Genomic DNA, 25,208 nt, shown 5'->3' on the forward strand with positions numbered 1-25,208 from the left:
ATGCATATCGTTATTGTCAACCGCTGGCCGCGCTTTCGCGACGGGCGCCGCTGGGACAACGAACTGACCCGCTACGAGGACTTCTTCGACCATCAGCAACACCGTATCAGCTACGTGGTGGACGGCCCGGGCGCTGAAGGGGTACTCGCTCCCCAGGCCCACATCGCACATCAAGTGCAGGTGACCGACGTCAATCAATACGAGCAACTGCTCGGCGCGGTGAAGGAAGTCATCGAGCACGTCGGCCCGGTGGACCAACTGATCGCACTGTCGGAGTTCACCCTGGAAATCGCCGCCCGGGTACGCCAGGCCCTGGACATCCCCGGTGATGGTCCTGACGAAGTAGCCGTGTACCGGGACAAGGCGCGCATGAAAGAGATCCTCCAGGCCAAGGGCCTGCCGGTCCCGCCGTTTGCTCGCTGCCAATCGATCGAGCATGCCCTGCACTTTGCCCGCGAAATCGGCTTCCCGGTGATCGTCAAACCGGTGGATGGGGCAGCCAGCATCGGCGTGGAAAAGATCGAAGACGAACAAGCGCTAAGCCGATTCCTGGGTGACATCGACCTGTCACGTTATGAAATCGAAGGGTTCATTCACGGCCAGACTTATCACATCGACGGTTTCATCGACGTCGATGGCAGCGTGCCGTTTCAGGTGGTCTCGCGCTACATCAACAATTGCCTGGATTTCGCCAAGGCCCAGCCACTGGGCTCGGTGATTGTCCAGGCGTCTACGTTACGCAGCCGGATCGAAGCGTTCAGCCGACAATGCCTGAGCGCGTTGGCGCTGCGCTGCACCGCGTTCCATCTGGAGATTTTCGTCGAAAACGATGGCTCCCTGGTCTTCCTGGAAGTCGGCGCCCGCGTCGGTGGCAGCGAAGTCCCACACCTGATCAACAAGGTGTTCGGCGTCAATCTGTACGAGCACTGGTTGCGCCGCCTGACCGGAGAACAGCCGTCCTTGCCGGATGTGAGTCACGACCCGAGCGGCGGCTGGCTGGTGATTTCGAAACCGGCACGCCTGCCCTGCCGGGTCGTGCATGCCCGATCACTGCACGGCGAGATTGCGAGCCTGTGGCGCGAACTGCTGCCCTTGCCGGGCCAGCACCTCGAAGCCGGAGGCAGCTACGACGCGCTACACAGCGGACGCTTCATTTTCATCGGCGCTGACGAATCAGCCATTGAAGCGGATATCCGCCGCGCCATTCAGACGTTCCAATTCCAGGCCGAACCGCTATGACTCTTGCCACGCGCAAAGCCCCGGGCGACGCAATGTTGCTGGGACAACTCAACCACTATTTCAACGCCGGCGAACGCCGCGCCGTAGCCACCCTCGGCGAGCGGCTGACTGATGCCGCAGGCGGCCTCGACGGGTTGAGCCAATACAAATTGATGGTCGCCTACGGCGGTGGCAAGGACAGCTCCTATACCGTGGCCATGCTACGCGCCGCGCAGTTGCACCTGTCAGTCCTGCATGGCCGCACGTTTGAGCTGCGCATCGCCAACATGCGTCACGCCGGTGTCCCCGATGCGGTCATGGCAAACATCGATCGGGTCTACCGGGCCCTGCATCTGTTCAACGATCCCCGGGTAGAAATGCTGGTGGTCGACCACCAACTGATCCGGCCTTTCGAGCGTCATTTGCCGTTTCCGAACGATGTACTGGCGATGAACCGCTTTGACGTGTTGATGAATGGTCATCGCACGGCCGGTGATGGCCGACCGACCTTTTGCAACAGCTGCAACCTGGCGGTGGCGGACTTCTACGGGCGTGCCGCCTGGTGGCAAGGTGGGGTCAACGCGATCGTCACCGGCGACTCGCGCAAGGAGCAGAAACACTATTTCACCTGGATCATGCGCCTGGCCCAGCGTCTTGGCCTGAATGTCGACGAGTGCCGACGTCAAGGCTTTCGCGGCCTGCTGCAAGCGCTGGACGGCGTCGCCCAGGTCTATTTCGTCGAGCTGTTTGGCGAAGGCTTCGACCAGCAACGCAGCGAACGCAACGTCAGTTGCGGTGATGACAACGCTGATCCGGCGTTCATCAGCATCTACGACCTGGTCAGCTACAAGGTCGAGGATCACTGGGCGCTGATCACTGAGTTCCTGGACTTCCGTTTCGAAGAATTGGCGTTCAGCTTCACTGAATCGGACTGTGCCAACCCGATGCTGATGGCGCATTTTCGCGGCCTCAAAGCCGAGTACGTGCAAGGCCGAACCTACAACCAGGGCATCGCCGAATACCTGGAGCTGGCGCAGGGCCTGATGCGCAAGAAAGAAATGCCTCAGCGCCTGATCGACCTGGCCATGTCGGCCTATGCCGATGAGCAGGGTATGCTGGCTCGACGCACACTGGCTACGCGCTTCGCCGAAGAGTCTTTCGGGCTCAATGAAATGCAGTTGGTCTGCATGCAATTCGCCCCCTTCGTTGACCGTGGGCGTGAGCTCTCAAGCTTCATCAGCCTCTGCAGTCCGGCGCGCCTGGCCGATCTCGACGGACTGCACCAGGTGCTCGCCGGCCAGCATAACGATCCATCGACTGCCCAATGGCTGAGCCAGGTCAGCGGCCTGCCGCTCCCGGCCCTGCGCAGCCTGTACAGCCATGGGCGGATCGACTTCGACAGCGATGCCACGTTAATTGCCCGGGTACGCGCAGGCGACCCACACAAGGGCCGCATCAGCCGCTATGACCCGACCACCGGTCAAACCGTGGTCGAACTGGTCTCGGGACGCTGAACCATGACCTTTCCGAGCGGCGGATATTTTCAACGTTTTATCGAGTGCGCCCGGGTTCGCGGCGAACTGGTGGTGCAACCCCGCATGGGCTTTGGCGCTCTGGCACAGATGCGCGCCGGGCTGCAGAGCGTAGCCGCCCTGCCCTGCGCGACCATCGGCACCATCACGCTGGACAGCTACACCCGGGTCGGGGACTACCAGAGCGCCCTGCGCTGCCTCAACAGCGCAAGCCCAATGAACGGATTCCCGATCATCAGCCACCCGATCGAAGCTGTACGCGAGATGCTCGACGGCGTTTACGGGGTCGAGTTTCCGATTCAGATCCGCCACGGTACGGCCGAGCCACAAAATGTATTCCAGCGTCTTGCCGCGCTGGGGCTGGACGCAACGGAAGGCGGCCCGGTTTCATATTGCATGCCCTACAGCCGCTTGCCCCTGGCCACCGCCGTCAGCGCCTGGGTGCAGAGCTGCCAGCTGTTGGCCGACGCCACCTTGCATCCGCATATCGAAAGCTTTGGCGGCTGCCTGTTGGGGCAGTTGTGCCCGCCGTCGATGCTGATTGCCATGACCCTGCTCGAGGCGCTTTTTTTCCGCCAGCATGGGGTGCGCGGGGTGTCTCTGAGTTATGCCCAGGGCACCTCGATGGCGCAGGACCTGGGCGCACTGAAGGCCCTACGGGAGCTGGCGGCACATTATCTGGATGGCGATCACTGGCACGTCGTGGTGTATGCCTACATGGGCGTATTCCCGACCACGAGCCACGGCGCCCGCCGCCTGATCTGCGACAGCGCACGCCTGGCACACGCCGCTGGTTGCGAGCGACTGATCGTCAAGACCATCGCCGAATCGCGGCAGATACCTTCAGTCCAGGACAACCTCGAGGCCTTGCGCATGGCGGCCGAAGTAGGTGCTGCTGGCCTGCCAGCCCCCTGCCCTGCCAGCACTGCGTACTACCAGGAGATTTTCTTCGAAGCCCAACAGTTGATGACGACCGTTCTGGACCTGCATGCCGATATCGGCGTGGCACTGATCCAGGCCTTTGCCCGAGGCTTGCTGGACATTCCCTACTGCCTGCACCCCGATAACGCCGGCCGCGCCACCACACGCATCGACGATCAGGGCGCGCTGCGCTGGGGCAATGTCGGCGGCTTGCCCCTACCTCGTTCAAGTGGTTGGTCGCTGGATGGACCCGGTATCAGCTCATCCGAACTGTTTCAAATGTTGCATTACACGGTGAGCCGTTATGACCAACCCTTGCATTGACTCCTGCGACGCACCGTTGATTCTGGTCGACGCTTATTCCACCGGCGCCCTGCTGGCCCAGTCGCTCGCCGGCAAACGTCGCTTGCTGCATGTGCACTCGCGCGCGGACATGCCCCCCGCCTTCGCCGCCAGTTGCCCCAGGCAGCTGTTTGCCGAGGACTACAGCCTGGCGGACGAAGGTCTTGAACCGCTGCTGCTCAAACTGGCCGCGCAGCAGCCGGCAGCGGTCTTGACCGGTAGCGAATTCGGTGTGGAACTCGCCGATTTGCTGGCCGCCCGATTGGGTTTGCCGGGTAACGACCCAGGCACTTCGGCGGCTCGCCGCGACAAGTCTCTGATGGCCGAACGTGTAGCAGCGGCCGGTTTGCCGGTGGCGGCACAGCTACGCACCCGTTCGATGGCCAAGGCCCTGTGCTGGTTCACAGCCCGTGGCAGCAGGAGTGTCGTCGCCAAACCGCTGGACAGTGCCGGTTCCGATAATGTGTTCATCTGCCACGATGCACTCCAGTTGCAGAGCGCCATTGAGACAATCCTGGGTGCGACAAACCTGATGATGCTCAACAACGAAGCCGTACTGCTGCAGGAATACCTGACAGGCCCCGAGTACGTCATCAATAGCGTCAGCCACGCGGGCGAGCACTGGATTACCGACATCTGGAAGTGCTCCAAGACCCTCACAACCGATGGTAGAAAAATTTACGATCGCGAAGATCTGCTGCCAGCCGACGCCCGAGAACTGCCGCAGCTGATCGAGTACGTTGAAGGGGTGCTCGATGCGCTGGGCATCGTCCATGGTCCGGGGCACACCGAGTTGATCCTGACAGCCAACGGCCCTCGTCTGCTGGAGACCGGTGCCCGCCTGTCCGGGCTCGCGTGCCCGCCGGCACTGCAGGCGGCCACCGGCAATGATCAGGTCGCCTTGACCTGCCTGAGCTATCTGGAGCCTTCACGCCTGGCCCAATGGCCCAGGCGGTATCGCCTGCTGCAACACGCCCGCGGCCTGAACCTCATTGCACACCAGCACGGTCTGTTCGCCCAGCACCATGTCCGCCATCGCCTGGAGGCGCTGCCAAGTTTTCATAACGCCCGGTTTCGCCTCGGCGAAGGTGCGCGCGTGGTCCCCACTGTCGACTTGAACAGCTCACCGGGCGCGGTGTTCCTGCTGCACCCTCTGAAGGAGCGTATAGATGCCGATTACCGTATCTGGCGCGCCTGGGAAACAGATTGGTTGTAACCACCGACACCCCCGGCAAAGGGGCTTGAAAAGGAAGAGAACGATGAGTCTGCACACCCGCACTAAACGATTGACCGTTCCACAACTGGTCGCGATGAAGGGACAACAGAAGATCGTTTCCCTGACGGCGTACACCAGCTCGATTGCCAGGCTGATGGATCCCTTTGTCGACTTCATCCTGGTGGGTGATTCGACCGCCATGGTGGGCTACGGCCGCTCATCCACCCTGGACATGAGCCTGGAAGAAACCATCGCCCATACCCGGGCCGTGGTCAACAGCACCCGGCTGGCCTGCGTGATCGCCGATATGCCGTTCGGCAGTTATCAGGAAACGCCACAACAGGCCTACCGCAATTGCGCACAGGTCCTGGCGCGTACCGGCTGCGACGCGATCAAGCTGGAGGGTACGAAAGTCCTGGCCGACACCGTCGAATTCCTCGTGCAACGAGGTATCCCGGTGATGGCACATATTGGCCTGATGCCGCAGTACGTCCACGCCATGGGCGGATTCAAGGCCCAGGGCATGAACGAAACCACTGCGCTGGCCATCGAAGCCGATGCCCGCGCACACCTTCAGGCCGGCGCCTTCAGCCTGCTTCTCGAGGGGGTCGCCGAAGGTGTGGCGCGGCGCATTACCGAGCTTTCGCCGATGCCCACCATCGGCATCGGCGCCTCACCCGCCTGCGACGGTCAAGTGCTGGTGACGGAAGACATGCTGGGCCTTGGCGGCGAACACGTGCCGCGCTTCGTCAAGCAATATGCCGATGTCGGTGCACTGATCAGCGAGGCGTGCGAACAGTTCGCCGCGCAAGTGCGCGACGGCACTTTCCCTGAGGCCAGACACTGCTATGGCGTCAACTGAAGACGCGACTCTCAACATTCATCACTTATAGCCTGGGCGAGCAACTTCAGGGCATGGTCGATGTCCTTGCTCCAATCGATGGTGTAGCTCAGGCGCAAGTGATGCTGCCAGGCACCTTGCTGGCTGAAAATTTCACCGGGAGCAATCACGATGCGCTTGGCCAACAGGCGCTCGAACACCCGGCGCATATCCACCGGGCGCATGGCCTTCATCCAGATCGCAGCACCACCTTGGGGGACGATCATTTGCAACTGGCCTTCGGTATGTTCGTGCAGCAAGCCCTTCATGCGCTGCATACGATCGAGCAACATGCTGCGCAGCACCTGTGTGTGCTGGTCGATGCGACGCGTGGCAAACAACTTGGCAATTGCCTTTTGCCGGATAGGTGAAAGGCGAAAGGCACGCTCTAGAAACAAGCGGTGAAACTCCGCGCCCTGCAGACGACACAGGATGTAGCCATAAGGCGCCTCCGAACCGATGATCTTGTCGAACGTGGAAAACACCAACAACCGTTCCGGATCGGCGAAGTCACGGTAGCGCGAGGCGCCGGGTACAAAGCTGAATTCACCATAGCTGTCGTTCTCGAAAAGCCAGATCCGACGCTCCGCCAGCCAGCGGCACACCTGTTGTTTGTCTTCGGTGGGCATCAAGCTGCCATGGGGAATGTTCACGGTCGACGACAATACCGCCAGGCGTATCGGTTCGCGCTGTATCAACTGCTGGACCTTTTGCAGATCAAAACGGCCGTCATCACCCAAGGGCATTTCGATCACGCGGATTCTGGCAACCTGCAACTGCCGCAAAATTGCCCAGGAACAGGGAGACTCTACCAGTGCCACCGTCCCATGCAGATTCAGCGCCTCCAGGGACAACTCCAGCACGCTGCGCAAGTCCGAACCGATGTACACATGTTCGGCGCGCCAGTAGCACGTGGTCGAATGGGTGTAGCGATCGGCCAGAACGCTACGCAGCTCTGTCTCGCCGAAAGGCTGGTAAAGCGGTGCATGGGAGCGCGGGTACTGACGCGTCAGCTCACGCTCCATCATCAATAGCGGGTTCTCCAACGATAACAACATGGCCGGTGCATCACTGCTGAGCGCCAGCATCCCCGGTTGTCGGGCATTGGCGAACACGTTGTCGAGCAGGTTCGGCGACCCCTCGTTGATCAGCGCGGTGGGCATTGCCCGGGTGTAGTAGCCAAGCTTGGGCCTGGCGTAAATGCGTCCCTCATCTTCCAGCAGGGAATAGGCGTATTTGGTCGTGGAAACCGACACATTCAAGCGCTGCGCCAATTGGCGCAGCGACGGCAACTTCTGCTCGCCCTCGGGGTTGTTGGCTTCGATCAACTCGACGAGGTAGCGGTAGACAGCCTGATAGGCAAAGGTCGAATCTTTACTTGGGTTCATGCTCAATCGCTTTAAATCCTGGTGCGTTAGGTACTGCGCTTGCCCATGCGAGGTCATGCTCGCGGGGTCAATGCTTGCACTCGGCCATCCATGCCGACACTCAGGCTTGTACTGCGGCCAGTCGGTAAAAAGCACACATCAGTGGCGAAGCGCTTCGATTGCAGCACGGGTGCCAGGCAAGGTCGGCGCCCCCCCACTTGTGCCACCCGGAGGTGACCTTGCCGTCAAGCAGGGAACCCATCTTCAGCAGTCCTGCCGGCAATTTCCAGCGGTTTCAAGATGACCGAACAAGGTGACAGACATGTGCACCGATCATAGACCAAGCTTACGCGCAAGCGCGCTACCGCTCGCTACGTCATCGCTCGCCTGGAGCGCAGTGCAAAGAGCCCCGATAGTGCTCGTTTTCATGGATCGATGCCAACCGCAAGCACGCAGAGTGCAGATTGTGCGAGCAAGGAGCGCCAACGCAAGCCGGGCGGCAATCCTTCCCAGTGGTGAAAACGCGCACTACATGGCTGCTGATATGCCGCAGGGGGTAAAAGATAAGCGGCTGGGCGGTTATGATTGAGAGCTACCAACGACTCCGGACCTGTCGGCTCGATCACGGCATTGAATGGCGTAATACTGACCGGGTGGTCAGCGAGTGATTGCGCGCCACACCCGGGAACCATTCGGACTTCGTGCGTAAAGGGCGACACGCAGGTGTATCCAGCCCCCTTTTTAACCTACAAGGATTGGCCTGTCGCCAATTGAGTGATTTTTGCACCGACGGTTTTTAGCCCTACTCACCACACTGGCCCTGCTGGCCGGGTGCTCGACGACGCCGCCACGTGAGCAAAGCAATATTTGCAGCATCTACCGCCAATACCCGGACTGGTACGAAGATTCGCTGGAAATGGAAAAGGCCTGGGGCCTCCCGCCCCACGTGGCGATGGCGATCATCAAGCAAGAAAGCAGTTTCGTCGAAGACGCCCTGCCCCCTCGCGACTATTTGCTGTGGGTGATTCCCTGGGGCCGGGTCAGCTCGGCGTATGGCTATGCCCAGGCGCAGGACCCGGTGTGGGGCGAGTACAAAGACGGCACCGGCAACGGTGGTTCGCGGGACAACTTCGACGATGCGATCATGTTTGTCGGCTGGTACGCCACCGGCACCCAGCGCCAGCTGGGGATTTCCAAGTGGGACACCTACAACCAATACCTGGCCTACCACGAAGGGCGCGGCGGGTTCAGTCGCCAGAGTTATCGGCAGAAGCCCTGGCTGATGCAGGTCGCGCGCAAGGTCGAGCAACAGGCAAAGGATTACAACTGGCAGCTCAAGCAATGCCGGGCTGAACTGGAGAGCAACCGCAGCTGGTGGTAGGGTCAGGCGTGCGGCGTACCGCTCTCTTCACCGCCCGGTTCACCTTCTTCGTCCTCGTCGTCATCCTCTTGCTCGTCGTCGAGGAGAAAGTCCTTGCGGGCCTCGGTAATCGCCCGGCGCATCTCCTCGCCCTTGATCGGGCAGTTGAGCAATTGGGCAATACGGTCGATACGTTGTGTCACAGCTGGCCTCCAACTCGCCAGGAATTGGTTCGATAGTGCTCGCTTTCCACGATCGATGCCAATGCCCTGAACGCTCAGGCCGCCATTGCCCGGTAAAACAGGGCCGCTAAGCCTCGTGACGGGTCTGCGTAAGCGTCGCCTTCGGTTTCTCCAGCGATACCGGTGGGGGCAGGTGCTTTCGGGTCTGCGGATCGATGGGCAAGCAGCCGGTCACCACATGGCTGACATCCCCCGCTTCATCGTTGTGGATCACCATGGTTCCCGGGTAACGCAGTTGCGTCAGGTGCTCGGCGGACAACTTGAAACTGGCTTTGAGCCCTTTGTCGTCGACCACCGGTGCCGGCAAGCGGCGCCGGGAGAAGCTTTTGCTTTTGCGTTGCTGGTAGCGAGCCCAGGAAATCAGGATCACCGCATTGAGCAGCGCCACCCACAGGTAAATCTGCAGGGTGCCGAGGGCATCGAACACCGAGACATCGATACGCGGTCCACCCCGGGTGTCGAGCAGCGGCCAAAGGCCACGTACCAGCAAGTAGAGCAAGCCAATCCAGGCCAGCACCGTGAAAAACACGTCGACCACTACCAGGAAAGGTCGTTGGCGGGTTCTGATGATTTTCATTTCTCCAGCACCTCTTCATCGTCATCGTTCAGCGGCTTGATGCCACGGTCGGGGCTAACCCAACGCGCTCGTTTCTGATGTCGGCCGAACAGCACCTTGGGAAAGCTGACCAAGGTGGTGAGCAGGCTGATAAACCAGAACACCAGCGGGTACCAGACCACCCAGAACATGACTTTCCACAGGCCGCGCTCGTAGCGGCGGTCGATCAGAATGCTGACCGCGAACTGCAGCAGGCAGACCATCGCCAGCAGCAGCCCGGTGAAGGCCGGTGGCAGCAGGTGATGCACGGCAATGGCCTCTGGCATGTCAACGAACTTGCCCACGCCCCAGAACACCACCGACAGCAAAAAGGTGAAGGCCCAGCCAGTGGACAGGCAGTATTCGAACAGCAACGGCCAGAGGTAACGATGGCGGTACTGCCAGATGCCGCGAATGTTCTTGAACAGCACTTCGGCGCCCCCTTGGGCCCAGCGCAAGCGCTGCTTCCACAAGCCACCGAGGGTTTCCGGCATGAGGATCCAGCACAGTGCGCGCGGCTCGTAGAAGATGCTCCAGTGGTCCAGTTGCAGCTTCCAGCTGATGTCGATGTCTTCGGTGATCATGTCCGGGCTCCAGTAGCCCACCCGGTGCAGTGCCGAACGACGGAACGCAACGATCACCCCGGACACGGTAAAGATCCGGCCGAACACCCGCTGCGTGCGCTTGATCAAACCGATGATCGAGGAGAATTCACCGACCTGAACCCGTCCAACCAGTGTGGAACGGGTGCGAATGCGTGGGTTGCCGGTCACCGCGCCCAGACGGGCGTTGTCCAGCATCGGTGCCACCAGGTAGGCCGCGGTGTTCGGTGCGAGCAAGGCATCACCGTCGATGCACACCAGGTACTCGCTGCGCGCGGCAACTGCGCCCATGCGCAAGGCCACGGCCTTGCCCTGGTTTTCCGCCAGGTGCAGCACCCGCAGGCGCGGATCCTCGGCCGCCAAGGCATCCAGAACCTGGGCCGTGTTGTCCTTGGAGCCGTCGTTGATCGCAATCACTTCGATGTTCGGGTAGTGCTGGCCGAGCGCCGCGTGAATGGTGTCGGCGGCGTTGTCACCCTCGTTGTAGCAAGGGATCAAGATCGAGATCAGCGGTTCACCGGCCAGTGGCGGCGGCAACGTGTCAGCTTTCCACGGCCAGTGACGCTCCCAGTGCAACCAGAAATACAGGCCGCCGGCGATCCACAGCCCGGACATGAACAGGGGATAGAAAAACACGAAGTCCATCAGGAATTGCCCGGTAACCAGAAAGATCACGCCCAGGGGAATCCCCAGCACGATCGCCAGTACCAACAGGGCTAGCAGTCTGTCCAGCATGTCAGGGATTCCATTTGTTGGAGAGCGCGGGACGCACGGTTTTCAGGTCCGGCTGGTTCTCGAGGAAGTTGTCCGGGTAATAGCCGAAACTGGTGGCACCCTGGCGCTTGAGGCGCCCCATCCAATCCGCCAGTTGCTTACCGTCCAGCGCTGCCGCTGCGTCCTGGCGGGTCCAGTCACGGGCCTGCAACTCGAACACCGTGCGGTCCAGCGCGCCGGGACGGGACTTGACAGTGGCCACCAGCGTTTCCAGCCAGGCCCCGGACTGCTCACGGGTCTTGCCTTCCATCAGGGGCATGGCCATGGGCGCGGTCCAGTCGTAGGCACCCAGGAAGTCATCGAGGTTTTGCGCAAACCAGGCTTCGCTTGATGGATTGAGCATCGGCTCGGCAAACAGGTTGCGCGCGGTCTGCACCTGGGGCCCGCGAATGGCGCGGACCCTGGCGGTGAGTTCATGGGTGAAGTCGATCAGGTAACGGCTCTTGAAGCGGCTCCAGCGTTGCATCGTCGCCGGGTCGCCACGCAGTGCCGCCATCGAGCCAGGCAAGCCATTGGCGGCGTAGACCTGCAGTGCCTGGGGGCTGGCGTCTTCGAAGTCCGAGAGCAAGGCGTCGTCGTGGTAGAGAATGCCGTCGACCGAGGTCAGGCGCGCGACGTCTTCGTAGATCTCGCCAATGATCCGCCGCACGTTCGGGTCGAATGGCGACAAGCGCCGGTACTGGTCGGGATCTACCGAGGCCTTACCAGTGGCCGGGTCCCAGCGGGTCACCCGGGGCAAGGCCGGATCAAGGTCAAAGCTGAGCACGGGCATCCAGGCGAAGACTTTGACGTTGGCGCGCGTGCGCAGTTGCCAGGCGACGCGGTCGAAAATGTCGGCGCGCACCGGCAAATGACGGTTGGGGAAGTACAGCGAATGCACCAGCCCGTCACCCTTGGGGTCAGCGAAGGCTTGCAGGAACACCGTGTTGGCGCCCATGTCGGCCATGCGCTGGATCAGCTTGCCGAGGTTGATGTCCTGCTGCGCCGGATCCGGGTCATAGACATTGTCCAGATCGACATGCACCACGCGCATCGGCGAGTCGGATTGCACTGCCACGATGCTGTTGGCGAAGTGTTCGCCGTCCGGGTCCGAGGCCACCAGGAAGCGCGGGCTGCTCATCAGGTTATCGAGGCTGTCCAGGCCATCATCCAGGGTCAGCGCCATCTGGTAGCCCTGCTCGCCCACGACGCGCAACGCCGTACCGTCGGCGGCGCCGTAAGGCCAGACCCAGACCCGGGGGGCGTAACCGGTGGCGGCGCGAATCTTCGCCGAGATGGCGGCCACGTCACTGCGCAAGCGGCGCTCAAACTCAGCCTCGGTTTCATAACGCTTGGCGATGGCATCGTAGCGACGGGTGGCCGCCGCCGGTTGCAGGTTGCCCTGTGGGTTGGCCAGCACGCCCTTGTGGTTGGCGTCGGTGTGAGCGGCAATTTCCACCAGCCCGGAACGGGAAATCTCGCGAACCTGCGCCCAGGTCAGAAAGTCCGAACGCTGGCGCGGGGTGCCAGCAAAGTCCACCGGTTGCTTGAGCGGTGTGTCGACCCAACTGCCGACCGGTGCCAGCAACGCCGGCCAGTGGTAGGCCCGCAACACCGGCATGACACGGGTGTAGAAGCTCGAATATCCGTCGTCGAAACTCAGCAGGATCGCCTTGGGTGGCAGCTCGGGACCGCCGTTGCGCGCCGCCATGATCTGGTCGACGGTAACCGCCTGGTAGTGGTTCTCCCGCAGCCAGGCCAACTGCTCGATCAAGCGCTCGGTGCGCACGGCCACGACAGCCTGGTCCGGGTCGCGGTCTTCGACATCGTGATAGGCAATGCCCAGCACGTGGTTCTTCGGCCACGGCTTTTCATTGGCGGCCAGCGGTCGTTCCGACGGCGGCGCGAAGGCCGGGGCCTGCTGGGCGCAAGCGGTGAGCAGCAATACCCCCAGCAGCAGGATGCAGCGTGTCATTGCAGGCATGATCTAACTCTTCTAGAAGCGATAAGTGAGGTCGATGACCAGGCGCAGATCGCTTTCGCGATCACCGTCATAGGGTCGGTTGAGCCAGCTCACGGCGGCACCGGCCTCGAACACGTCGTTCCAGCTGACGCGTTGGCCGTAACTGAGCAGGCCGATGGCCCCCGTGCTGTAGTCGCGCTGGCTGTACGTCCCGGCGCCTGCCTGGAACTGCTGGCTCCACGAGGTTTCGTAGCGGTGATAAAGCACGTGGTTGGCGCTCACCGTCGGCAACACGCTGAAGTCGGACTTGGGGTTGAAATACGGTACGTCGGCATTCTTCGAGTTGTGGCTGCTGCCGACCTCCAGGCCCAGGTCGACCTGCAGGCCTGGCGCGCTGTACACACCTTCGCGGCCAGTCAGCAACGCTTCGAAGCGGTTGTTGCCATCGCTGAAATGCGACGGGCTCAGCGCCAGCTTCCACTCACGACTTTCGTTGGCGCGCCAGCGCACGAAACCGCTGCCGCCATTGGCGCTGATGTCACTGTTCAAGGCCCGTAGCGGAGTGTCAGCCGACAGGTAGTCGAGGCTGGCGCCGTACTGCCAGTGATCGCTGATGTCCCGGGCCAGTGCCACGCGCGCACCGGTTTTGTTGCCGTAGCCGTAGGCGTGATTGGAGACTTCCGCCTCCAGGGTCATGTCGCGGGTTCGCCGCTCAACACCCAGACGCTGCCAACGGTGGTGACCGGTGCCCTCCTGGAAGTCACCAGTGGCGTAGCCGGCACCGCCGAACAGACGCCAATCCTCGTCGATCGGAGGGCTGTAAAGCAGGGTCTCGATCCCGAAGTCCCGGGTGCCGCTGACGGCCCCCGCGCCGTTATCACCGCCGCCGTAGCTCTTGCCGCCATAGGTCGACACCCGCAACTCGGCCATGTCATGGACTTCACGCAAACGCTGCAGACGCTGTACCTGGCGGTTGTCCGGGAAGCGTGCCCCCACGTCATCGGTCAGGGCATCGAGTTGGCGCCACTCCTGCAAGTCCAGCGCAGTGTGCCCCTGCCCGACTTCCAGCCCGACATCCCGTGGCACCATGCTTTCGGTTTCCTTGAGCAGGCTTTCCGAACGGCGCGGCCAGTCGCGGGCGCGGTACAGATCCGCCTGGGCCAGACGCAGACCGGTGTTGCCTGGCGCCTGCTCGACCAACGTCGCCAGGCGCTGCTCGCCCGTGGGCAAATCGGCGCCATAGGTACCGGCCTGGGCGGCCAGTTGCTGGGCGTCCATCCACTTATCGTTGGGGTTGCCCACCGGCAGGCCCTTGAGCTCGACCCGCGGCTTCTGGCTCTGGGCCAGGCTCTCGGCCAGCTTGCGCGCCTCCATCGGCTGATCGCTTTCGAGCAGCGCGTAATACAACGCCGTGCTGTCTTCGAGGCGATCGCCAGCATCGGCATCCGGCGCTGCAAGCACCTGGCGATACAGGTCGACGGCCACCTCAGGTTGGCGTTGATCGAGGTAAGACGCCGCGACCCAGCGCAGCGCATAGGTCGGCATCGCCACGCCTTCACGAGTCAGTTGCTGGTAGTCACCAATCACCTCAGCGGTACGCGCGCGGGCCTTCAGCGCCCCCATGCGGTCGATGCGCCAGCGCGTCACGTCGTCGTGGGCCTGGGCGTCCGGGGTCCAGGTCTTGAGTAACTGGTCGTAGTCGGCCATGGCACGGTCAGCGATGAGGTAGCGTTCCTTCTCGCTGCGCGTGGCCAGCTCCGCCAGCCGTACTCGCTCGGCGGCCACGTCGCCTTCGATACGACGCAACAGGGTCGGATCGATCAACCCCGGGCGTTGACGGGCCAGGCGCAAGGCCGGCTCTGGCAAGCGCGCCCGTTGCAGGGCGATCACGTATTCGCGGGCCACGTCAGGGTTGTTACCGGCGCGCATGAACGCCTGGTCATACTCGAACAATGCGTCGTAGGTCGCTCCGGCACGGGTCAAGGCATACGCCAGGGCCAGGCGGCGAGTCGGGTCTTCAGGTTTGGCCGCCACCAGGGCTTTGGTGCGGTTGACAGCCTCTATAGGTTGGCCGGCATCGGCCTCGGTCAGTGCCAGCCCCAACTGCAAGTCGGCATTTTTGGGGTCACGCGCCAACGCTTTCTGGTACAGCGCCGTGGCCGAGTCCCAGCGCTTGAGGTTGCGGTAGGCACGCGCCGTGGCCGTCAGGGCCTGAACCGGCAACACCCGATGGCGAGCCTGGGTTTCATATACGTCGACCACTTCACTGTCGAGCCCGGCCCAACTGGCAATCTGCAGGTGATCGCTGACCTGGCCGGTGGTCAACTGGCTGGCAGGTACCTGACGCAGCACGCCCAGCGCGGGGGTGTAATGGCCCGCCCGGGCCTGGCGGACCAGGTCGTCGTAGGCCGTATCGGCAAACGCCAGCGACGACCAGAGCAATTGGCTGCACAGCGCCATGCCGATGATCGGGCGCAGGTAAGAGTGAGGGGTACGCAACATTCGCAAGCTTCCTGTACGAGGAAAGCTGGAGCGATGGGTTCCCCTGATCACTACATATCAGGCGGCCGGTGCCCTATGACACCGCCAAGCTATCCTGCGGTGAAGTCTTCCATGTCGGAGAAAGCCAAAAGACGAATCCGCATATTTCTTCAGAATCGTCCTACACAGCAAAACGCCCGGTCCATCCGCGAGAACGGATGGCCGGGCGTTTCGTTGAGGCCGTGTAGCGTGTTGTTTACTGGATCTCGCCGGTGTTACCCAGCTTGCTCATCACAAAGCCGACAAACTGATCGACGGTCATTTTCTGGCCGTTGAAGTCCACCTGATCATTGGCATAGTGCAGTTTGGAAACGATGTTGTTGCCGTCCAGGGTCGCCAGTTGCGTACCGACAGCCATGCCACTGACCATGTCGCTGGTCGCGGTGGCTTGCTCGGCAATCGCCTTGGCGTCGGTCTGGCCTTCCAGTTGCGCCTGCACGCTCACCAGATCGGTGATCATCGGCTTGGAAATGTGCAGGTTGAAGTCCAGCAGCGCTATCAGCTGGCGGACCAGTTGGTCTTCCGGCAGCTCCATCGATTGCGGCTTGGTCAGGTCGATCACCAGGCTGGCGCGGCTTTCGCCATTGGGGGTGGTGAACGAGAAGTTCTCCAGGGCGATTTGCGGCTGGGCAGCCAGCAGCTTTTCCAGATCGGCCTTGACCTGGACCTGTTCGGCTTCCGTCAGGTTCAACTCGGGTAGCGGTTCACCCGCGGCTTCTGCAGCAGCGGCCGCTGCTTCGTACGGTTGCAGCTTGGCCTGGTAGACCTGCACCAGCGACAAGGTCGACGGGATGTCGAGGTTCTTCATGCTCCAGGCCATTTTCGCCGAACCAATGGCCTTGTCGTTGAGCGTCACCTCGCCAATGCGGTAGTCGGCACGTCCGGCGGCGTTGGTACCCGATTCACTGGTGATGGTCTTCATCTCGGTTTTCTTGAAGTTCAGCACCGATGACTGCTCACCGAAGGTGGTGCGGGTATTGCTGATCTCGACCGTGTTATCGCCCAGGTAGTAGCCGTAGCTGCTTTTGCTGAGGTTGCTGGCCATGGTCAGGCCATTGATTTCGATTTTCACCGGGCTCTGATCTTCGGCAACGCTGGTCAGCGTCAGGTTGTCCATGTAGCCAGTGGCTTTGACCTTCTGTGCCTCGGCGCTGGCCGAGACTTCCATGTTCAAGCCAGAAAACTTCAGCGTGGACTGGTCATCCAGCGCCGCGTCGACGGGCAGCAATTCAAGCGTGCCGCTGATCGCTCGGTCGTAGCCGAGGTTGACCACCCCCTTGAGCGGAGACACGTCCTTGGTGGCGGCAAACCATTTTTCGGTGAGCGGGGTCTTTTCCAGGGAGTAATGACTGGTGGCCATCACTGGCAGCCATTTCAGCGAGACCAAGCGCGAGAATGGCAGTGGGCCATGCTCGATACGGTCGGCAAACAGCAGCTCGACGCCGTCAGCATGCTCGCCAAACATCTCGCCCTGGCCCTTGAGGCGGTAGCGGGCGGTGCTGCTGAACAGATGGCGCTCCAGCGACACCAGCTCCAGGGTCGCGGTGCCGTTGGAGCCGATCATCGCCGCTTGCAGCTCCTTGTTGGCATCAGAGAGAGAGGTTTGCAGCACCCCTTCGAGCTTGGTGCCGGTGTACCAGGCGCCACCTGCGCTGATTGCACCAAGGGCCACGACGATTCCAAGAAGTACGCCTGCTGATTTATTCATGAATGACCTGATCAATTGTCCATTGTTGAAGGTGTAGTCGTCTTCCTTGAACCCATGACAGGCCGTGGCTCGACTTCGTACAAAAGTGAAGTGCAGATTAGCACCGGGTGCGCAGCACGACGCAAAAAATAAGGGTTAATGCGTGCACCGACACTGATTTGAGATCGCTCCCACGCGCGGGCGTGGGAAGGATCGGCGCCAGCTCAGGAATACTGCGTTTCCATCTCATCCAGTTGGTGATCAAAGGTTTTCAGGCGGGCGGTCCAGGTGTACACCAGCACCTCGAAATCCCGGTTGATCACCGCGCCATTGGGCGACTCGGAACGCGGGTCGCAGAAGTCCAGCTGGTAGCGTTCGCGCGCCATCGCCGTGGCCACGTCAGAGAGTTCGCGGGCATTTTTCTGCCAGTGCCAGCCTTCGCCGCTGGCCTGCTGGTCGAGCGCCCGACATTGAACCTTGAGGGCTTCGAGGCTTTTTTCCAGCGGGGTGCCGGTGAGTTCGCCCATGACTTCCTGGAAGGTACGGCCCGGTTGCCAGTAACTGCCCCAGAAATAGCGGTCGAAAACGGTTTCAACCCGACGCAACGCCACCTTGGTGTCCCAGATCAGCACCAGGGTCTTGCCTTGTTCGAGTTGTTTTTTCTTGATCCGATGGCCTTGGAGCGCAGCCCAGGCGACGACTGCGATCGACATGACCCCGATCAGCGCGCTGGCACTGTCGAGAAACATCAACGCCTTGTCGAGCGGGTAAGCCAGCATCACGCCATAGAAATACGTTGCCGACAGCAGCACCAACGCAACAATGGCGCACCAGAAACCGAGAGCATAAGGGTTTTTCATTATTGGAATCCCCATGACCTGCGCAAGCCCTGACCACCGGATCCACGCGCGCGGATCCGACACTACAAAGCATAGCAACGGCCTCAGGGTTTCGTCGGCTGTGAACCTTGCGTTCGTCCGCTTTCCCAACCGCCACCCAATGCCAGGAACAAATCAATCTGGCTCATGGCAACCTGAGTGTTGGCCGCCGCCACTTGCGCGCGCACGTCGGTGTAGGTGCGAGTGGCCTGCAAGTCGGCCAGGAATGATGCCCGGCCCGCCTGATAGAAGCGGTGCGTCTGGTCGGCCGCCAATTGCGCCGACTGCTCGGCATCGGCCAACGCGTCGCGGCGCTGGAGCAGCGCGGAATACTGGGCGAGTCCGGTCTGGGTTTCACGAATGGCGTTGAGCACCACCCCGTCAAAATGCGCCAGCGCCCCTTGGGTTGCGGCCTCGGCCTCACGCACACGGGCGCGGGAACCGTTGGTCGGCACGCTCCAGGTCAATAACGGGCCAAAACCCCAGCGATTGGTCGAAGGCTCGCCCAGGTTTTCAAGAATACCCACGGTGCCGACGGTCGCCCCGATACTGATGTCCGGGTACAACTGCCCGGTAGCGACGCCGATACCGGCGGTCGCCGCCGCTAACCGACGCTCGGCCTGACGCACATCCGGCCGGCGCTTGAGCAAGGTGGCGCCGTCACCGACCGGCAACAATTGCGCAATCTCTGGCAGTTCATGGCAATGCGGGGTGCCGGCAGGCAATTGATCCACCGGCTTGGCCAGCAACATCGACAAACGGAACAGCCCGGCCTGACGTGCGGCTTCATAGCGCGGCAGTTCGGCGCGCAAGGATTTGAATTGGGTCTGCGAGCGTGTGACCTGGGTTTCGTCGCCACGCCCGGCATCCCGCAGGCGCTGGACCAGCGTGGTGCTTTGGCCTTGCAGGTCCAGGGAATGCCCGGCGATCTCCAGCTCCTCATTGGCCGCACACACCTGGGTGTAGGCCCGCACGACATCGGCGACCAGGGTGATCCGCGCGGTGTCCGCGGCCGCCTGGGTCGCATCGGCATTGGCCTTGGCCGCTTCGATCCCACGCTGCAAGGTGCCGAACAGGTCGAACTGATAGGAGGTGGTGATGCCAACGTCCCCGATGTTGGCCACCGGGACTTTTTCCGGCAGCAAAAACGCTTCGCCCGACTCCTGCAAACGCTGGGCACCGAGTTTCACCCCACCGCTCCAACCGCCTGCCGACTCGGCCTCTTCCACTTGCGCACGGGCGCGGGCCAGGTTGGCCGCCGCCACCCGCAAATCGGTGTTGGCGGCCATGGCCTGGTGCACCAGTTCATCCAGGCGAGGGTCCCGGTACAACCGCCACCAGTCGCCTGGTACCGGAGCCGACACCACGTTCCGGTTGTGGGCCGTCAGGTCGCCCTGGAAGTCCTCGCGATGCACCGCTGCCTCTTGCGGCAACTGGTAATCCGGGCCCACCGTCTGACAGGCGGACAGCAGTAAGCCGAGCCCGACTGTCGCGATACCGGCGAGCGCTTTCATTGCGCCGGCTCCTGCTCGGGCAAGTCAGCGATGATCGACACGGTCGCGGTACGCCCGGCGATCATGCGAAAGTCCGGCGGCACATCGTCAAAGGCAATGCGCACCGGAATCCGTTGTGCTAGACGCACCCAGCTGAATGCCGGATTCACATTGGGCAGCAGGTTCGCACCGCTGGTGCGGTCGCGGTCTTCGATACCGGCCACAATGCTCTCGACATGCCCACGCAACCGCGCACGGTCACCGACCACACGAATATCCACACTCTGGCCGACATGAATGCCGTCCAGCTTGGTCTCTTCGAAATAGCCGTCGATGTGGAAGGAGTTACTGTCCACCACCGACAGCACCGGGCGACCCGCCGTGACGAATTCCTGGGTCCGTGGCGCGCGATCGTTGAGGTAGCCGTCCACGGGGCTGCGGATCACCGAGCGGTCGAGGTTGAGCTGGGCACTGTCCACCATCACCTGGGCTTCCATCAACGCCACCTCGGCACGGGCCACCCGCGACTGGCTTTCTTCCAGTTGTTCACCCGGCACCAGGTTGCCCAGGCCACGGTTACGCTTGGCTTCACGTTGCGCCTGGGCCAAGGTTTCCTGACGGTCGGCAACCGCTGCCTTGGCCTGGCGCAGCGCCAGCCGGAAACGGTCCTGATCGATGCTGAACAGCACCTGGCCGCGCTTCACCAGCTGGTTGTCGCGCACCTCCACTTGCTGGATCAGCCCGGACACGTCCGGGGCAATCTGCACGATGTCGGCACGAATGTGCCCGTCACGGGTCCAGGGAGCGAACATGTAATACATCACCATGCGCCACACCACGACGACCGCAAGGGTCACCACCAGCAGGGTCAGCACCACACGGCCAAGGGTCAAGAACGGTTTTTTCATGTCATCAGGTATCGACTGAGTGAGTCCACGGCGCCAAGCAGCACGGCGTAAAGACCCACGTTGAACAACGCCCGGTGCCAGACCAGGCGATAAAAGTGCAAGCGTGTCAGCACCCCGTGCACCAGCAGGTACACCAGGTAGGTAATGCCCATCAGCACCAGCAACGTGGGCAGGAACACCCCGCTGATGTCCAGATCACCGATCATAAAGGCGCTCCATCGATGCCATGGGGAAGGGGTTCTTCGGCGTCGCTGGCCCCCACGAACTCCACGCCCGGCAACAGCGCCAGACGCAGGCCGCTGAGGGCATGCAGCAAATTCAGCCGGGTTTCGTCGTGATCCTGCTGGCCCTGGCCATTGAGTGCGCGACGGGTGCGGTCCAGGGTCATCAGCAGCGCGGCCGGCGCCGGCAAGCGTTCACCCGCCTTCAAGCACGCCTTGAAATATTCGCCGACCTCGGCCACCACCTGACGCAGTAACGCATTCGCCACGCCATGCACCCGTGGCGCGTACGCCAGCAAGTCCAGCAGGTTCAGCCCCACGCGGACCTCACGCAGGGCAATACCCGTGTCCTGGCCGGTCATGGCCAGGCGCGGCAGATGCTGCATCAGTCGATCGAGCAGTTGCACACCCAGGCGTCGGTGCTCGGCCAGGTTGGCCGGTTCGGTCATGCCGACAATGTCGTGCCAACTGAAGCGGGTCAGGCGCTTGGCCGCCAGTTCCGAGCCGAACGGGCGGGCCACCAGGGTCCAGACGAAGGCAAACAGCAAACCGATGGGGCCGGCGAGGTTGGCATTGGCGAAGCTCAGAAAGTCCGCGTCGTAAACGCCCTGGAGGCTGATAAACGATGAGGTGTTAACGATGGTCAGCAGCATCCCCAGGTAAAAGGCAGGCTGTACCGTGAGGGTGCCAACACAGATGTAGGGCACAGCGAACGCCAGCACCAGCATCGGGAAGTCATGCAGGTTGGGCAGGATCAGAAACAGGTAAAGGCTGGCGAACACCACCGACAACGCGGTCCAGAAAAAGAACCGGTAAATCTGTGGCGCCGGGTCGTCCATCGAGGCGAAGAAGCTGCACGCCACCGCTGCCAGAATCACCGCGCTGCCGCCGTCTGGCCAGCCCAGCAGGATCCACAACACCGAAGCAACGATGATCGCCAGCACCGTGGAAGTCGCTGAATACAGCATCAGCCCACGGTCGATAAACGGGGTGAGCCGGCCCAGTCGCCAATGGCGGTAAACCGCGCGCCAGTTGTCCTGGCTGTCATTGTGAATCGCTTGCTGGAGGCTACGCAGGTCCTGCCACAAATCGATCCACTCCCCCAGGCGATACAGCGCATTGGAAAACAGCAATTGCTTGCGGTCATCCAGCGCTTCGGCGCTCGGTTGCAGGGCTTCAAGCTGGTTGCGCAGGGCTTGCCAACGCTCGACGCTGGCGTCGCTGTGGTCGAGCCACTCCAGCGCCGCACCCAGCAGCGGCGCGAACCTGTCCACAAGCTCGGGGGTGCGCCGTTGCAAGGCGTACAACGCATCGTCCAGGGCATCCACCACCGGCAGCAGGTGAATCATCCGCCCGCGCAGTTCCTTGGTATTGCGCACGGTTTGCGGTCGCGCGCCTTCGTGGGGCAACTGGCCGATCATCAATTCGAGGGTGTTGAAGGTCGCCACCATCGATGTGCGCAGGGCGCTGACCTCATCGGGGCGCACATCGCGGCTCAGGAAGCGCTGGCTGTAGGTCACCGCTTCACCGAACCACTTGCTGACCGCACCATCCAGTACCGGCGCCAGCCGACGCGGCCAGAACACACTGCCCACCACCGCCGCACAGACTATGCCGAGAAAGATCTCTTCTGTCCGCGCTTCGGCCACATCCCACACGGCCAGCGGGTTATCCACCACCGGCAAGGCGATCAGCGGCAAGGTGTAGCCGGCCAGCATCAATGCATAGCTATTGGCGGTACGCAGGTGCATCGACAAAAACAGCAGGATGCCGGTCCACAGCGCAATGACCACCACCAGCACATAGGGGCTCTGGACGAACATCGGCACAAACAGCAAGGCCGCCGCCGCACCGGCGAAGGTGCCGATGGCGCGGTACAGCGCCTTGGAGCTGGTGGGGCCGACGAACGGGCTGGAGACGATATAAACCGTGGCCATCGCCCAGTACGGACGCGGCATTTGCATAAGCATGGCGATGTACAGCGCGATCATCGACGCGGCGAAGGTACGCACGCCGTAGAACCAGTCGCGGGCTGGCGGAATACCGGAAAAAAAACCGTTCAAGACGGTGTCACCGAGACATGCTCAGCTGTCTCGAACGCACGAATCACCCGCAACGCGGCCTCAAGGTCGGCCGGGTCGATACCGTGCAGCACTTCACGGCGCAGACGGACCAACTCGGTCTCCACCGCCTGCACCAGCTCACGGCCGGTGTCGGTCAGGCTCAGGCATTTGGCGCGACGATCAAGGGCATCTTCGGTGCGACGGACATACCCGGCGTGGCACAACTGATCGAGCAAACGCACCAGCGACGGACTCTCCATCCCCGCCGCGTGTGCCACCGTCACCTGGCGCACCCCCTCGCCCAGTCGCCCGATCATCAACAACGGGACGGCGCAGGCTTCGGTAATGCCGTAGTTGACCAGCGTGGTCTGGCAGATTTTGCGCCAATGCCGCGCGGCCACCACCATGGCACTGCTGAGGTTCATCTGAAGGGCGTCGAGGGTCTGGGGCACAAGGGAATTCGCATACAGTTAGTTCGCTAACTATCAATATCGCACTGGAGGGGAATTTCAGTCAAGTTTTGAAACAAATTGGCAGGCGCACTGATCTCGTAGCGCCCCAAAAAATACTGCGCATTTGCGAATCTCTGCCTGCAGGGTTTCGCCCATGCAACGGAGGAATCAACGATGGCCGAACGCACCGACTCAAAAGACGAGCATAGCCACACCCCAGAAAACACCACGCCGTACCGCGACTTTCTGCAAAGAAAAATCGACGCAGCCCGTTGCTCGGTGCGAAATGGAACAGGTCGGAGAAATGATGAAGTCGAAGCTGAATTCGGCGCTCGGCGGGCAGGCTGCTCTGCACCAAAGCTGATTGCATGGACTCCAGGCGCTGGTAACGCGACATGGATAAACAGAATCGCCAGGATCGTCCAATCCTGTCGCTGATGTGCGGCGACTTGGCGAATTATCAGGAGGTGTTTCGGGGTTCGTAACCGAGTAAAACCGCGACTGACATTTCCTAGCGTTTTTTAGCGCGCTCGTACACGGCACTGCGTTCACGCTTGCCGACAGCCACCACGCAGACAACAATGCGCTCGTCAATCACCTGATAAACCAATCGGTATCCCGAGGCATTCAGCTTGATCTTGTAGCAATCAGGCATCCCGTGCAGCGCATCTGACTGAATCCGAGGTAATTGGAGCCGTTCAACCAGCTTCTTTTTGAACTGATCCCGCAGGGTATGCCCCAGTTTGTCCCACTCCTTGAGTGCAGAAGGCAGAAACTCGAGCTTATAAGTCATCCAGACTGACCGGGACAGGGGTTTCATGGCTTCGAGCGCGAACCAGCTCGGCCAGCTCAAGGTCGTCCAGACGCTCCATCATGGCCTCGAACACCTGCGCCGGCACCATATACCCCATCACCCGGTTGTGATTGAGCACTGCAACAGGTCCACCGTGGGCACCGTTCAGTACCGCAGATGGATTTTTCTTCAATTCAGAGACGCTGACGGCCATGTCGGCCAGAACACTTTGCATGATAAAGACCTCAATTCAGGTCTTTATTCTGGTCTATATCTCCCTCCCGAACAAGCCCGGATAAGAAACCACACACCGACTTTATCCAGATTCATGCACCCCCTCGCCCCTTCCGGAGCAGCACATCCAGTTGATCCACCACCTCCGCCCAATCGGCGTCGTCGAGGATTTCGTCGCGCAAAAAATCTGCCTGGCTCGTGCTCCAGAAGAAGGCATCCGCCAGGTGCAGTTCGGGTTTCAACGGGGAATGGGTGGCGATGAATTGGTCGATGCTTTGCGCATCGTCGGGCAAGCCGAGCTGTTTGAACAGGTTAGGCAGGGTATGCGTCGGCGACTCCATGGATGGACTCCTGATGAAAGGGTTTGCTGGCAAGCCGGCACCGGCAGAGATCACTGTCTGCAGGCGCCGGATTGCCAGTGAAAGAAGGCGGTGCGGCAAACACCCTCAATGGTAGCTAATGACTCAACTCGCACACCTCGGCATGGGGCACCATTTTCAGGTACTGGTCCATGCTCATGTGCACCAGGTTGTTGTGGTTGCCGGCTTCCACGTAGATCTCTTTCTGGCGGGTCAGCAATGGGTCGATGACCATGTCCAGGCCATAGGATTCGCCCAGCGCCGGAACAGCGCCGCGTTCGCAGTCGTTGAACAGGTGGGCCAGGGTGCTTTCGCGAGTCACCTGCCATTCACCGCTGCCACGTACTTTGCTCAGGTCCAGATGCCGGCTGGCCGGCAGCACCGCCATCAGGTAGTGACCATGGTGGTCATCCAGGATCACCGACTTGGCCACGCGCTCCGCGGGAATGCCTGCCACCCTGGCGGTTTCCAGGCTGCTGGCCGAATGGGGGTGAGTGACCACGTCAAATTCGCAGTGCGCCTCTTCCAGGCTGCGCTGCACGGTTCTTGCCATACGCATGATGCACCTCGGTGTCCGTCGCAAGCGTT

At 61.6% G+C, this 25,208-nt stretch carries 24 protein-coding genes; 7 read left to right on the plus strand and 17 right to left on the minus strand.

Annotated features, from left to right (window positions below; translation table 11 throughout):
• Genes CKW29_RS24160 through panB form a run of 5 tightly spaced genes read left to right on the plus strand, consistent with a single transcriptional unit; the run spans nt 1 to nt 6,091 of the window.
• Complete coding sequence (locus CKW29_RS24160) at nt 1-1,239, plus strand: acetyl-CoA carboxylase biotin carboxylase subunit family protein (RefSeq protein WP_095147318.1); 1,239 nt, start codon at nt 1-3, stop codon at nt 1,237-1,239.
• Nucleotides 1,236-2,732, plus strand: coding sequence for a hypothetical protein (locus CKW29_RS24165; RefSeq protein ID WP_095147319.1), 1,497 nt, complete (start codon nt 1,236-1,238; stop codon nt 2,730-2,732). The genes CKW29_RS24160 and CKW29_RS24165 overlap by 4 nt, the downstream gene beginning before the upstream one ends.
• A gap of 3 nt (nt 2,733-2,735) precedes the next feature.
• The gene (locus CKW29_RS24170; RefSeq protein WP_095149258.1) at nt 2,736-3,995 is read left to right on the plus strand and encodes a methylaspartate mutase; all 1,260 of its coding nucleotides are present in this window, start codon (nt 2,736-2,738) and stop codon (nt 3,993-3,995) included.
• Nucleotides 3,976-5,229, plus strand: coding sequence for an ATP-grasp domain-containing protein (locus tag CKW29_RS24175; protein WP_095149259.1), 1,254 nt, complete (start codon nt 3,976-3,978; stop codon nt 5,227-5,229). The genes CKW29_RS24170 and CKW29_RS24175 overlap by 20 nt, the downstream gene beginning before the upstream one ends.
• 43 nt (nt 5,230-5,272) lie before the next feature.
• Nucleotides 5,273-6,091 carry a 3-methyl-2-oxobutanoate hydroxymethyltransferase gene (gene panB / locus CKW29_RS24180; RefSeq protein WP_095082061.1) on the plus strand — a complete coding sequence of 273 codons (819 nt, stop codon included), beginning with the start codon at nt 5,273-5,275 and terminating at the stop codon, nt 6,089-6,091.
• A gap of 11 nt (nt 6,092-6,102) precedes the next feature.
• Here the strand turns inward: panB and CKW29_RS24185 are convergent, their stop codons facing one another.
• Nucleotides 6,103-7,497 (minus strand): PLP-dependent aminotransferase family protein, encoded by a 1,395-nt coding sequence (locus CKW29_RS24185; protein ID WP_095147322.1) that lies wholly within the window; start codon nt 7,495-7,497, stop codon nt 6,103-6,105.
• 760 nt (nt 7,498-8,257) lie between these two features.
• Between CKW29_RS24185 and CKW29_RS24190 the strand changes: the two genes are divergently transcribed.
• A complete protein-coding gene (locus CKW29_RS24190; protein WP_256577106.1) occupies nt 8,258-8,857 on the plus strand; it encodes a hypothetical protein in 600 nt (199 codons plus the stop codon).
• A 2-nt stretch (nt 8,858-8,859) separates the two neighbouring features.
• Here CKW29_RS24190 and CKW29_RS24195 read toward each other — a convergent pair whose 3' ends face one another.
• The 12 genes from CKW29_RS24195 to CKW29_RS24250 form a co-directional block, all read right to left on the minus strand.
• Nucleotides 8,860-9,039, minus strand: a complete 180-nt coding sequence (locus CKW29_RS24195; RefSeq protein ID WP_095147323.1) for a hypothetical protein — start codon at nt 9,037-9,039, stop codon at nt 8,860-8,862.
• 106 nt (nt 9,040-9,145) lie between these two features.
• Complete coding sequence (gene pgaD, locus CKW29_RS24200; RefSeq protein ID WP_095147324.1) at nt 9,146-9,655, minus strand: poly-beta-1,6-N-acetyl-D-glucosamine biosynthesis protein PgaD; 510 nt, start codon at nt 9,653-9,655, stop codon at nt 9,146-9,148.
• The gene (gene pgaC, locus CKW29_RS24205; RefSeq protein ID WP_095147325.1) at nt 9,652-11,010 is read right to left on the minus strand and encodes a poly-beta-1,6-N-acetyl-D-glucosamine synthase; all 1,359 of its coding nucleotides are present in this window, start codon (nt 11,008-11,010) and stop codon (nt 9,652-9,654) included. Before pgaC ends, pgaD begins: the two co-directional genes overlap by 4 nt.
• 1 nt (nt 11,011) lies before the next feature.
• Nucleotides 11,012-13,012, minus strand: a complete 2,001-nt coding sequence (pgaB, locus tag CKW29_RS24210; protein WP_095149260.1) for a poly-beta-1,6-N-acetyl-D-glucosamine N-deacetylase PgaB — start codon at nt 13,010-13,012, stop codon at nt 11,012-11,014.
• A gap of 12 nt (nt 13,013-13,024) precedes the next feature.
• Nucleotides 13,025-15,493 carry a poly-beta-1,6 N-acetyl-D-glucosamine export porin PgaA gene (pgaA, locus tag CKW29_RS24215; RefSeq protein ID WP_095147327.1) on the minus strand — a complete coding sequence of 823 codons (2,469 nt, stop codon included), beginning with the start codon at nt 15,491-15,493 and terminating at the stop codon, nt 13,025-13,027.
• A gap of 235 nt (nt 15,494-15,728) precedes the next feature.
• The gene (locus CKW29_RS24220) at nt 15,729-17,240 is read right to left on the minus strand and encodes a YdgA family protein (RefSeq protein ID WP_095147328.1); all 1,512 of its coding nucleotides are present in this window, start codon (nt 17,238-17,240) and stop codon (nt 15,729-15,731) included.
• 203 nt (nt 17,241-17,443) lie between these two features.
• On the minus strand, nt 17,444-18,079 hold the full coding sequence (locus CKW29_RS24225) for an NADH:ubiquinone oxidoreductase subunit N (protein ID WP_095147329.1): 636 nt from the start codon (nt 18,077-18,079) through the stop codon (nt 17,444-17,446).
• Between the two features lie 83 nt (nt 18,080-18,162).
• On the minus strand, nt 18,163-19,611 hold the full coding sequence (locus CKW29_RS24230; protein ID WP_095147330.1) for an efflux transporter outer membrane subunit: 1,449 nt from the start codon (nt 19,609-19,611) through the stop codon (nt 18,163-18,165).
• The gene (locus CKW29_RS24235; RefSeq protein WP_095147331.1) at nt 19,608-20,498 is read right to left on the minus strand and encodes an HlyD family secretion protein; all 891 of its coding nucleotides are present in this window, start codon (nt 20,496-20,498) and stop codon (nt 19,608-19,610) included. The genes CKW29_RS24230 and CKW29_RS24235 overlap by 4 nt, the downstream gene beginning before the upstream one ends.
• A complete protein-coding gene (locus CKW29_RS24240) occupies nt 20,495-20,704 on the minus strand; it encodes a DUF1656 domain-containing protein (protein WP_095147332.1) in 210 nt (69 codons plus the stop codon). The genes CKW29_RS24235 and CKW29_RS24240 overlap by 4 nt, the downstream gene beginning before the upstream one ends.
• Complete coding sequence (locus tag CKW29_RS24245; protein ID WP_095147333.1) at nt 20,701-22,782, minus strand: FUSC family protein; 2,082 nt, start codon at nt 22,780-22,782, stop codon at nt 20,701-20,703. The genes CKW29_RS24240 and CKW29_RS24245 overlap by 4 nt, the downstream gene beginning before the upstream one ends.
• Nucleotides 22,779-23,207 (minus strand): MarR family winged helix-turn-helix transcriptional regulator, encoded by a 429-nt coding sequence (locus tag CKW29_RS24250; protein WP_095147334.1) that lies wholly within the window; start codon nt 23,205-23,207, stop codon nt 22,779-22,781. The genes CKW29_RS24245 and CKW29_RS24250 overlap by 4 nt, the downstream gene beginning before the upstream one ends.
• Before the next feature lie 201 nt (nt 23,208-23,408).
• Here CKW29_RS24250 and CKW29_RS24255 point away from each other — a divergent pair, with 201 nt between their 5' ends.
• Complete coding sequence (locus CKW29_RS24255; protein ID WP_095147335.1) at nt 23,409-23,672, plus strand: hypothetical protein; 264 nt, start codon at nt 23,409-23,411, stop codon at nt 23,670-23,672.
• A 73-nt stretch (nt 23,673-23,745) separates the two neighbouring features.
• On the opposite strand, the gene CKW29_RS24260 is transcribed toward CKW29_RS24255, so the two are convergent.
• From CKW29_RS24260 to CKW29_RS24275, 4 genes are all read right to left on the minus strand, one after another.
• A complete protein-coding gene (locus CKW29_RS24260; protein WP_095147336.1) occupies nt 23,746-24,027 on the minus strand; it encodes a type II toxin-antitoxin system RelE/ParE family toxin in 282 nt (93 codons plus the stop codon).
• Nucleotides 24,017-24,262, minus strand: a complete 246-nt coding sequence (locus tag CKW29_RS24265; RefSeq protein ID WP_095147337.1) for a type II toxin-antitoxin system Phd/YefM family antitoxin — start codon at nt 24,260-24,262, stop codon at nt 24,017-24,019. Before CKW29_RS24265 ends, CKW29_RS24260 begins: the two co-directional genes overlap by 11 nt.
• 91 nt (nt 24,263-24,353) lie before the next feature.
• The gene (locus tag CKW29_RS24270) at nt 24,354-24,602 is read right to left on the minus strand and encodes a DUF2789 domain-containing protein (protein ID WP_095147338.1); all 249 of its coding nucleotides are present in this window, start codon (nt 24,600-24,602) and stop codon (nt 24,354-24,356) included.
• Nucleotides 24,603-24,717: 115 nt separating this feature from the next.
• Nucleotides 24,718-25,179: an aminoacyl-tRNA deacylase gene (locus CKW29_RS24275; RefSeq protein ID WP_095082027.1), complete on the minus strand. Its 462-nt coding sequence runs from the start codon at nt 25,177-25,179 to the stop codon at nt 24,718-24,720.
• Nucleotides 25,180-25,208 lie beyond the last annotated feature (29 nt).

It is taken from the genome of Pseudomonas sp. Irchel s3a18 (assembly GCF_900187535.1).
GTDB lineage: Bacteria > Pseudomonadota > Gammaproteobacteria > Pseudomonadales > Pseudomonadaceae > Aquipseudomonas.

Coding starts and splice junctions, on each gene's coding strand:
- CKW29_RS24160 (WP_095147318.1), top strand. CDS start 1: ATGCATATCGTTATTGTCAACCGCTGGCCGCGCTTTCGCGACGGGCGC.
- CKW29_RS24165 (WP_095147319.1), top strand. CDS start 1,236: ATGACTCTTGCCACGCGCAAAGCCCCGGGCGACGCAATGTTGCTGGGA.
- CKW29_RS24170 (WP_095149258.1), top strand. CDS start 2,736: ATGACCTTTCCGAGCGGCGGATATTTTCAACGTTTTATCGAGTGCGCC.
- CKW29_RS24175 (WP_095149259.1), top strand. CDS start 3,976: ATGACCAACCCTTGCATTGACTCCTGCGACGCACCGTTGATTCTGGTC.
- panB (WP_095082061.1), top strand. CDS start 5,273: ATGAGTCTGCACACCCGCACTAAACGATTGACCGTTCCACAACTGGTC.
- CKW29_RS24185 (WP_095147322.1), bottom strand. CDS start 7,497: ATGAACCCAAGTAAAGATTCGACCTTTGCCTATCAGGCTGTCTACCGC.
- pgaD (WP_095147324.1), bottom strand. CDS start 9,655: ATGAAAATCATCAGAACCCGCCAACGACCTTTCCTGGTAGTGGTCGAC.
- pgaC (WP_095147325.1), bottom strand. CDS start 11,010: ATGCTGGACAGACTGCTAGCCCTGTTGGTACTGGCGATCGTGCTGGGG.
- pgaB (WP_095149260.1), bottom strand. CDS start 13,012: ATGCCTGCAATGACACGCTGCATCCTGCTGCTGGGGGTATTGCTGCTC.
- pgaA (WP_095147327.1), bottom strand. CDS start 15,493: ATGTTGCGTACCCCTCACTCTTACCTGCGCCCGATCATCGGCATGGCG.
- CKW29_RS24220 (WP_095147328.1), bottom strand. CDS start 17,240: ATGAATAAATCAGCAGGCGTACTTCTTGGAATCGTCGTGGCCCTTGGT.
- CKW29_RS24225 (WP_095147329.1), bottom strand. CDS start 18,079: ATGAAAAACCCTTATGCTCTCGGTTTCTGGTGCGCCATTGTTGCGTTG.
- CKW29_RS24230 (WP_095147330.1), bottom strand. CDS start 19,611: ATGAAAGCGCTCGCCGGTATCGCGACAGTCGGGCTCGGCTTACTGCTG.
- CKW29_RS24235 (WP_095147331.1), bottom strand. CDS start 20,498: ATGAAAAAACCGTTCTTGACCCTTGGCCGTGTGGTGCTGACCCTGCTG.
- CKW29_RS24240 (WP_095147332.1), bottom strand. CDS start 20,704: ATGATCGGTGATCTGGACATCAGCGGGGTGTTCCTGCCCACGTTGCTG.
- CKW29_RS24250 (WP_095147334.1), bottom strand. CDS start 23,207: ATGAACCTCAGCAGTGCCATGGTGGTGGCCGCGCGGCATTGGCGCAAA.
- CKW29_RS24255 (WP_095147335.1), top strand. CDS start 23,409: ATGGCCGAACGCACCGACTCAAAAGACGAGCATAGCCACACCCCAGAA.
- CKW29_RS24260 (WP_095147336.1), bottom strand. CDS start 24,027: ATGACTTATAAGCTCGAGTTTCTGCCTTCTGCACTCAAGGAGTGGGAC.
- CKW29_RS24265 (WP_095147337.1), bottom strand. CDS start 24,262: ATGCAAAGTGTTCTGGCCGACATGGCCGTCAGCGTCTCTGAATTGAAG.
- CKW29_RS24270 (WP_095147338.1), bottom strand. CDS start 24,602: ATGGAGTCGCCGACGCATACCCTGCCTAACCTGTTCAAACAGCTCGGC.
- CKW29_RS24275 (WP_095082027.1), bottom strand. CDS start 25,179: ATGCGTATGGCAAGAACCGTGCAGCGCAGCCTGGAAGAGGCGCACTGC.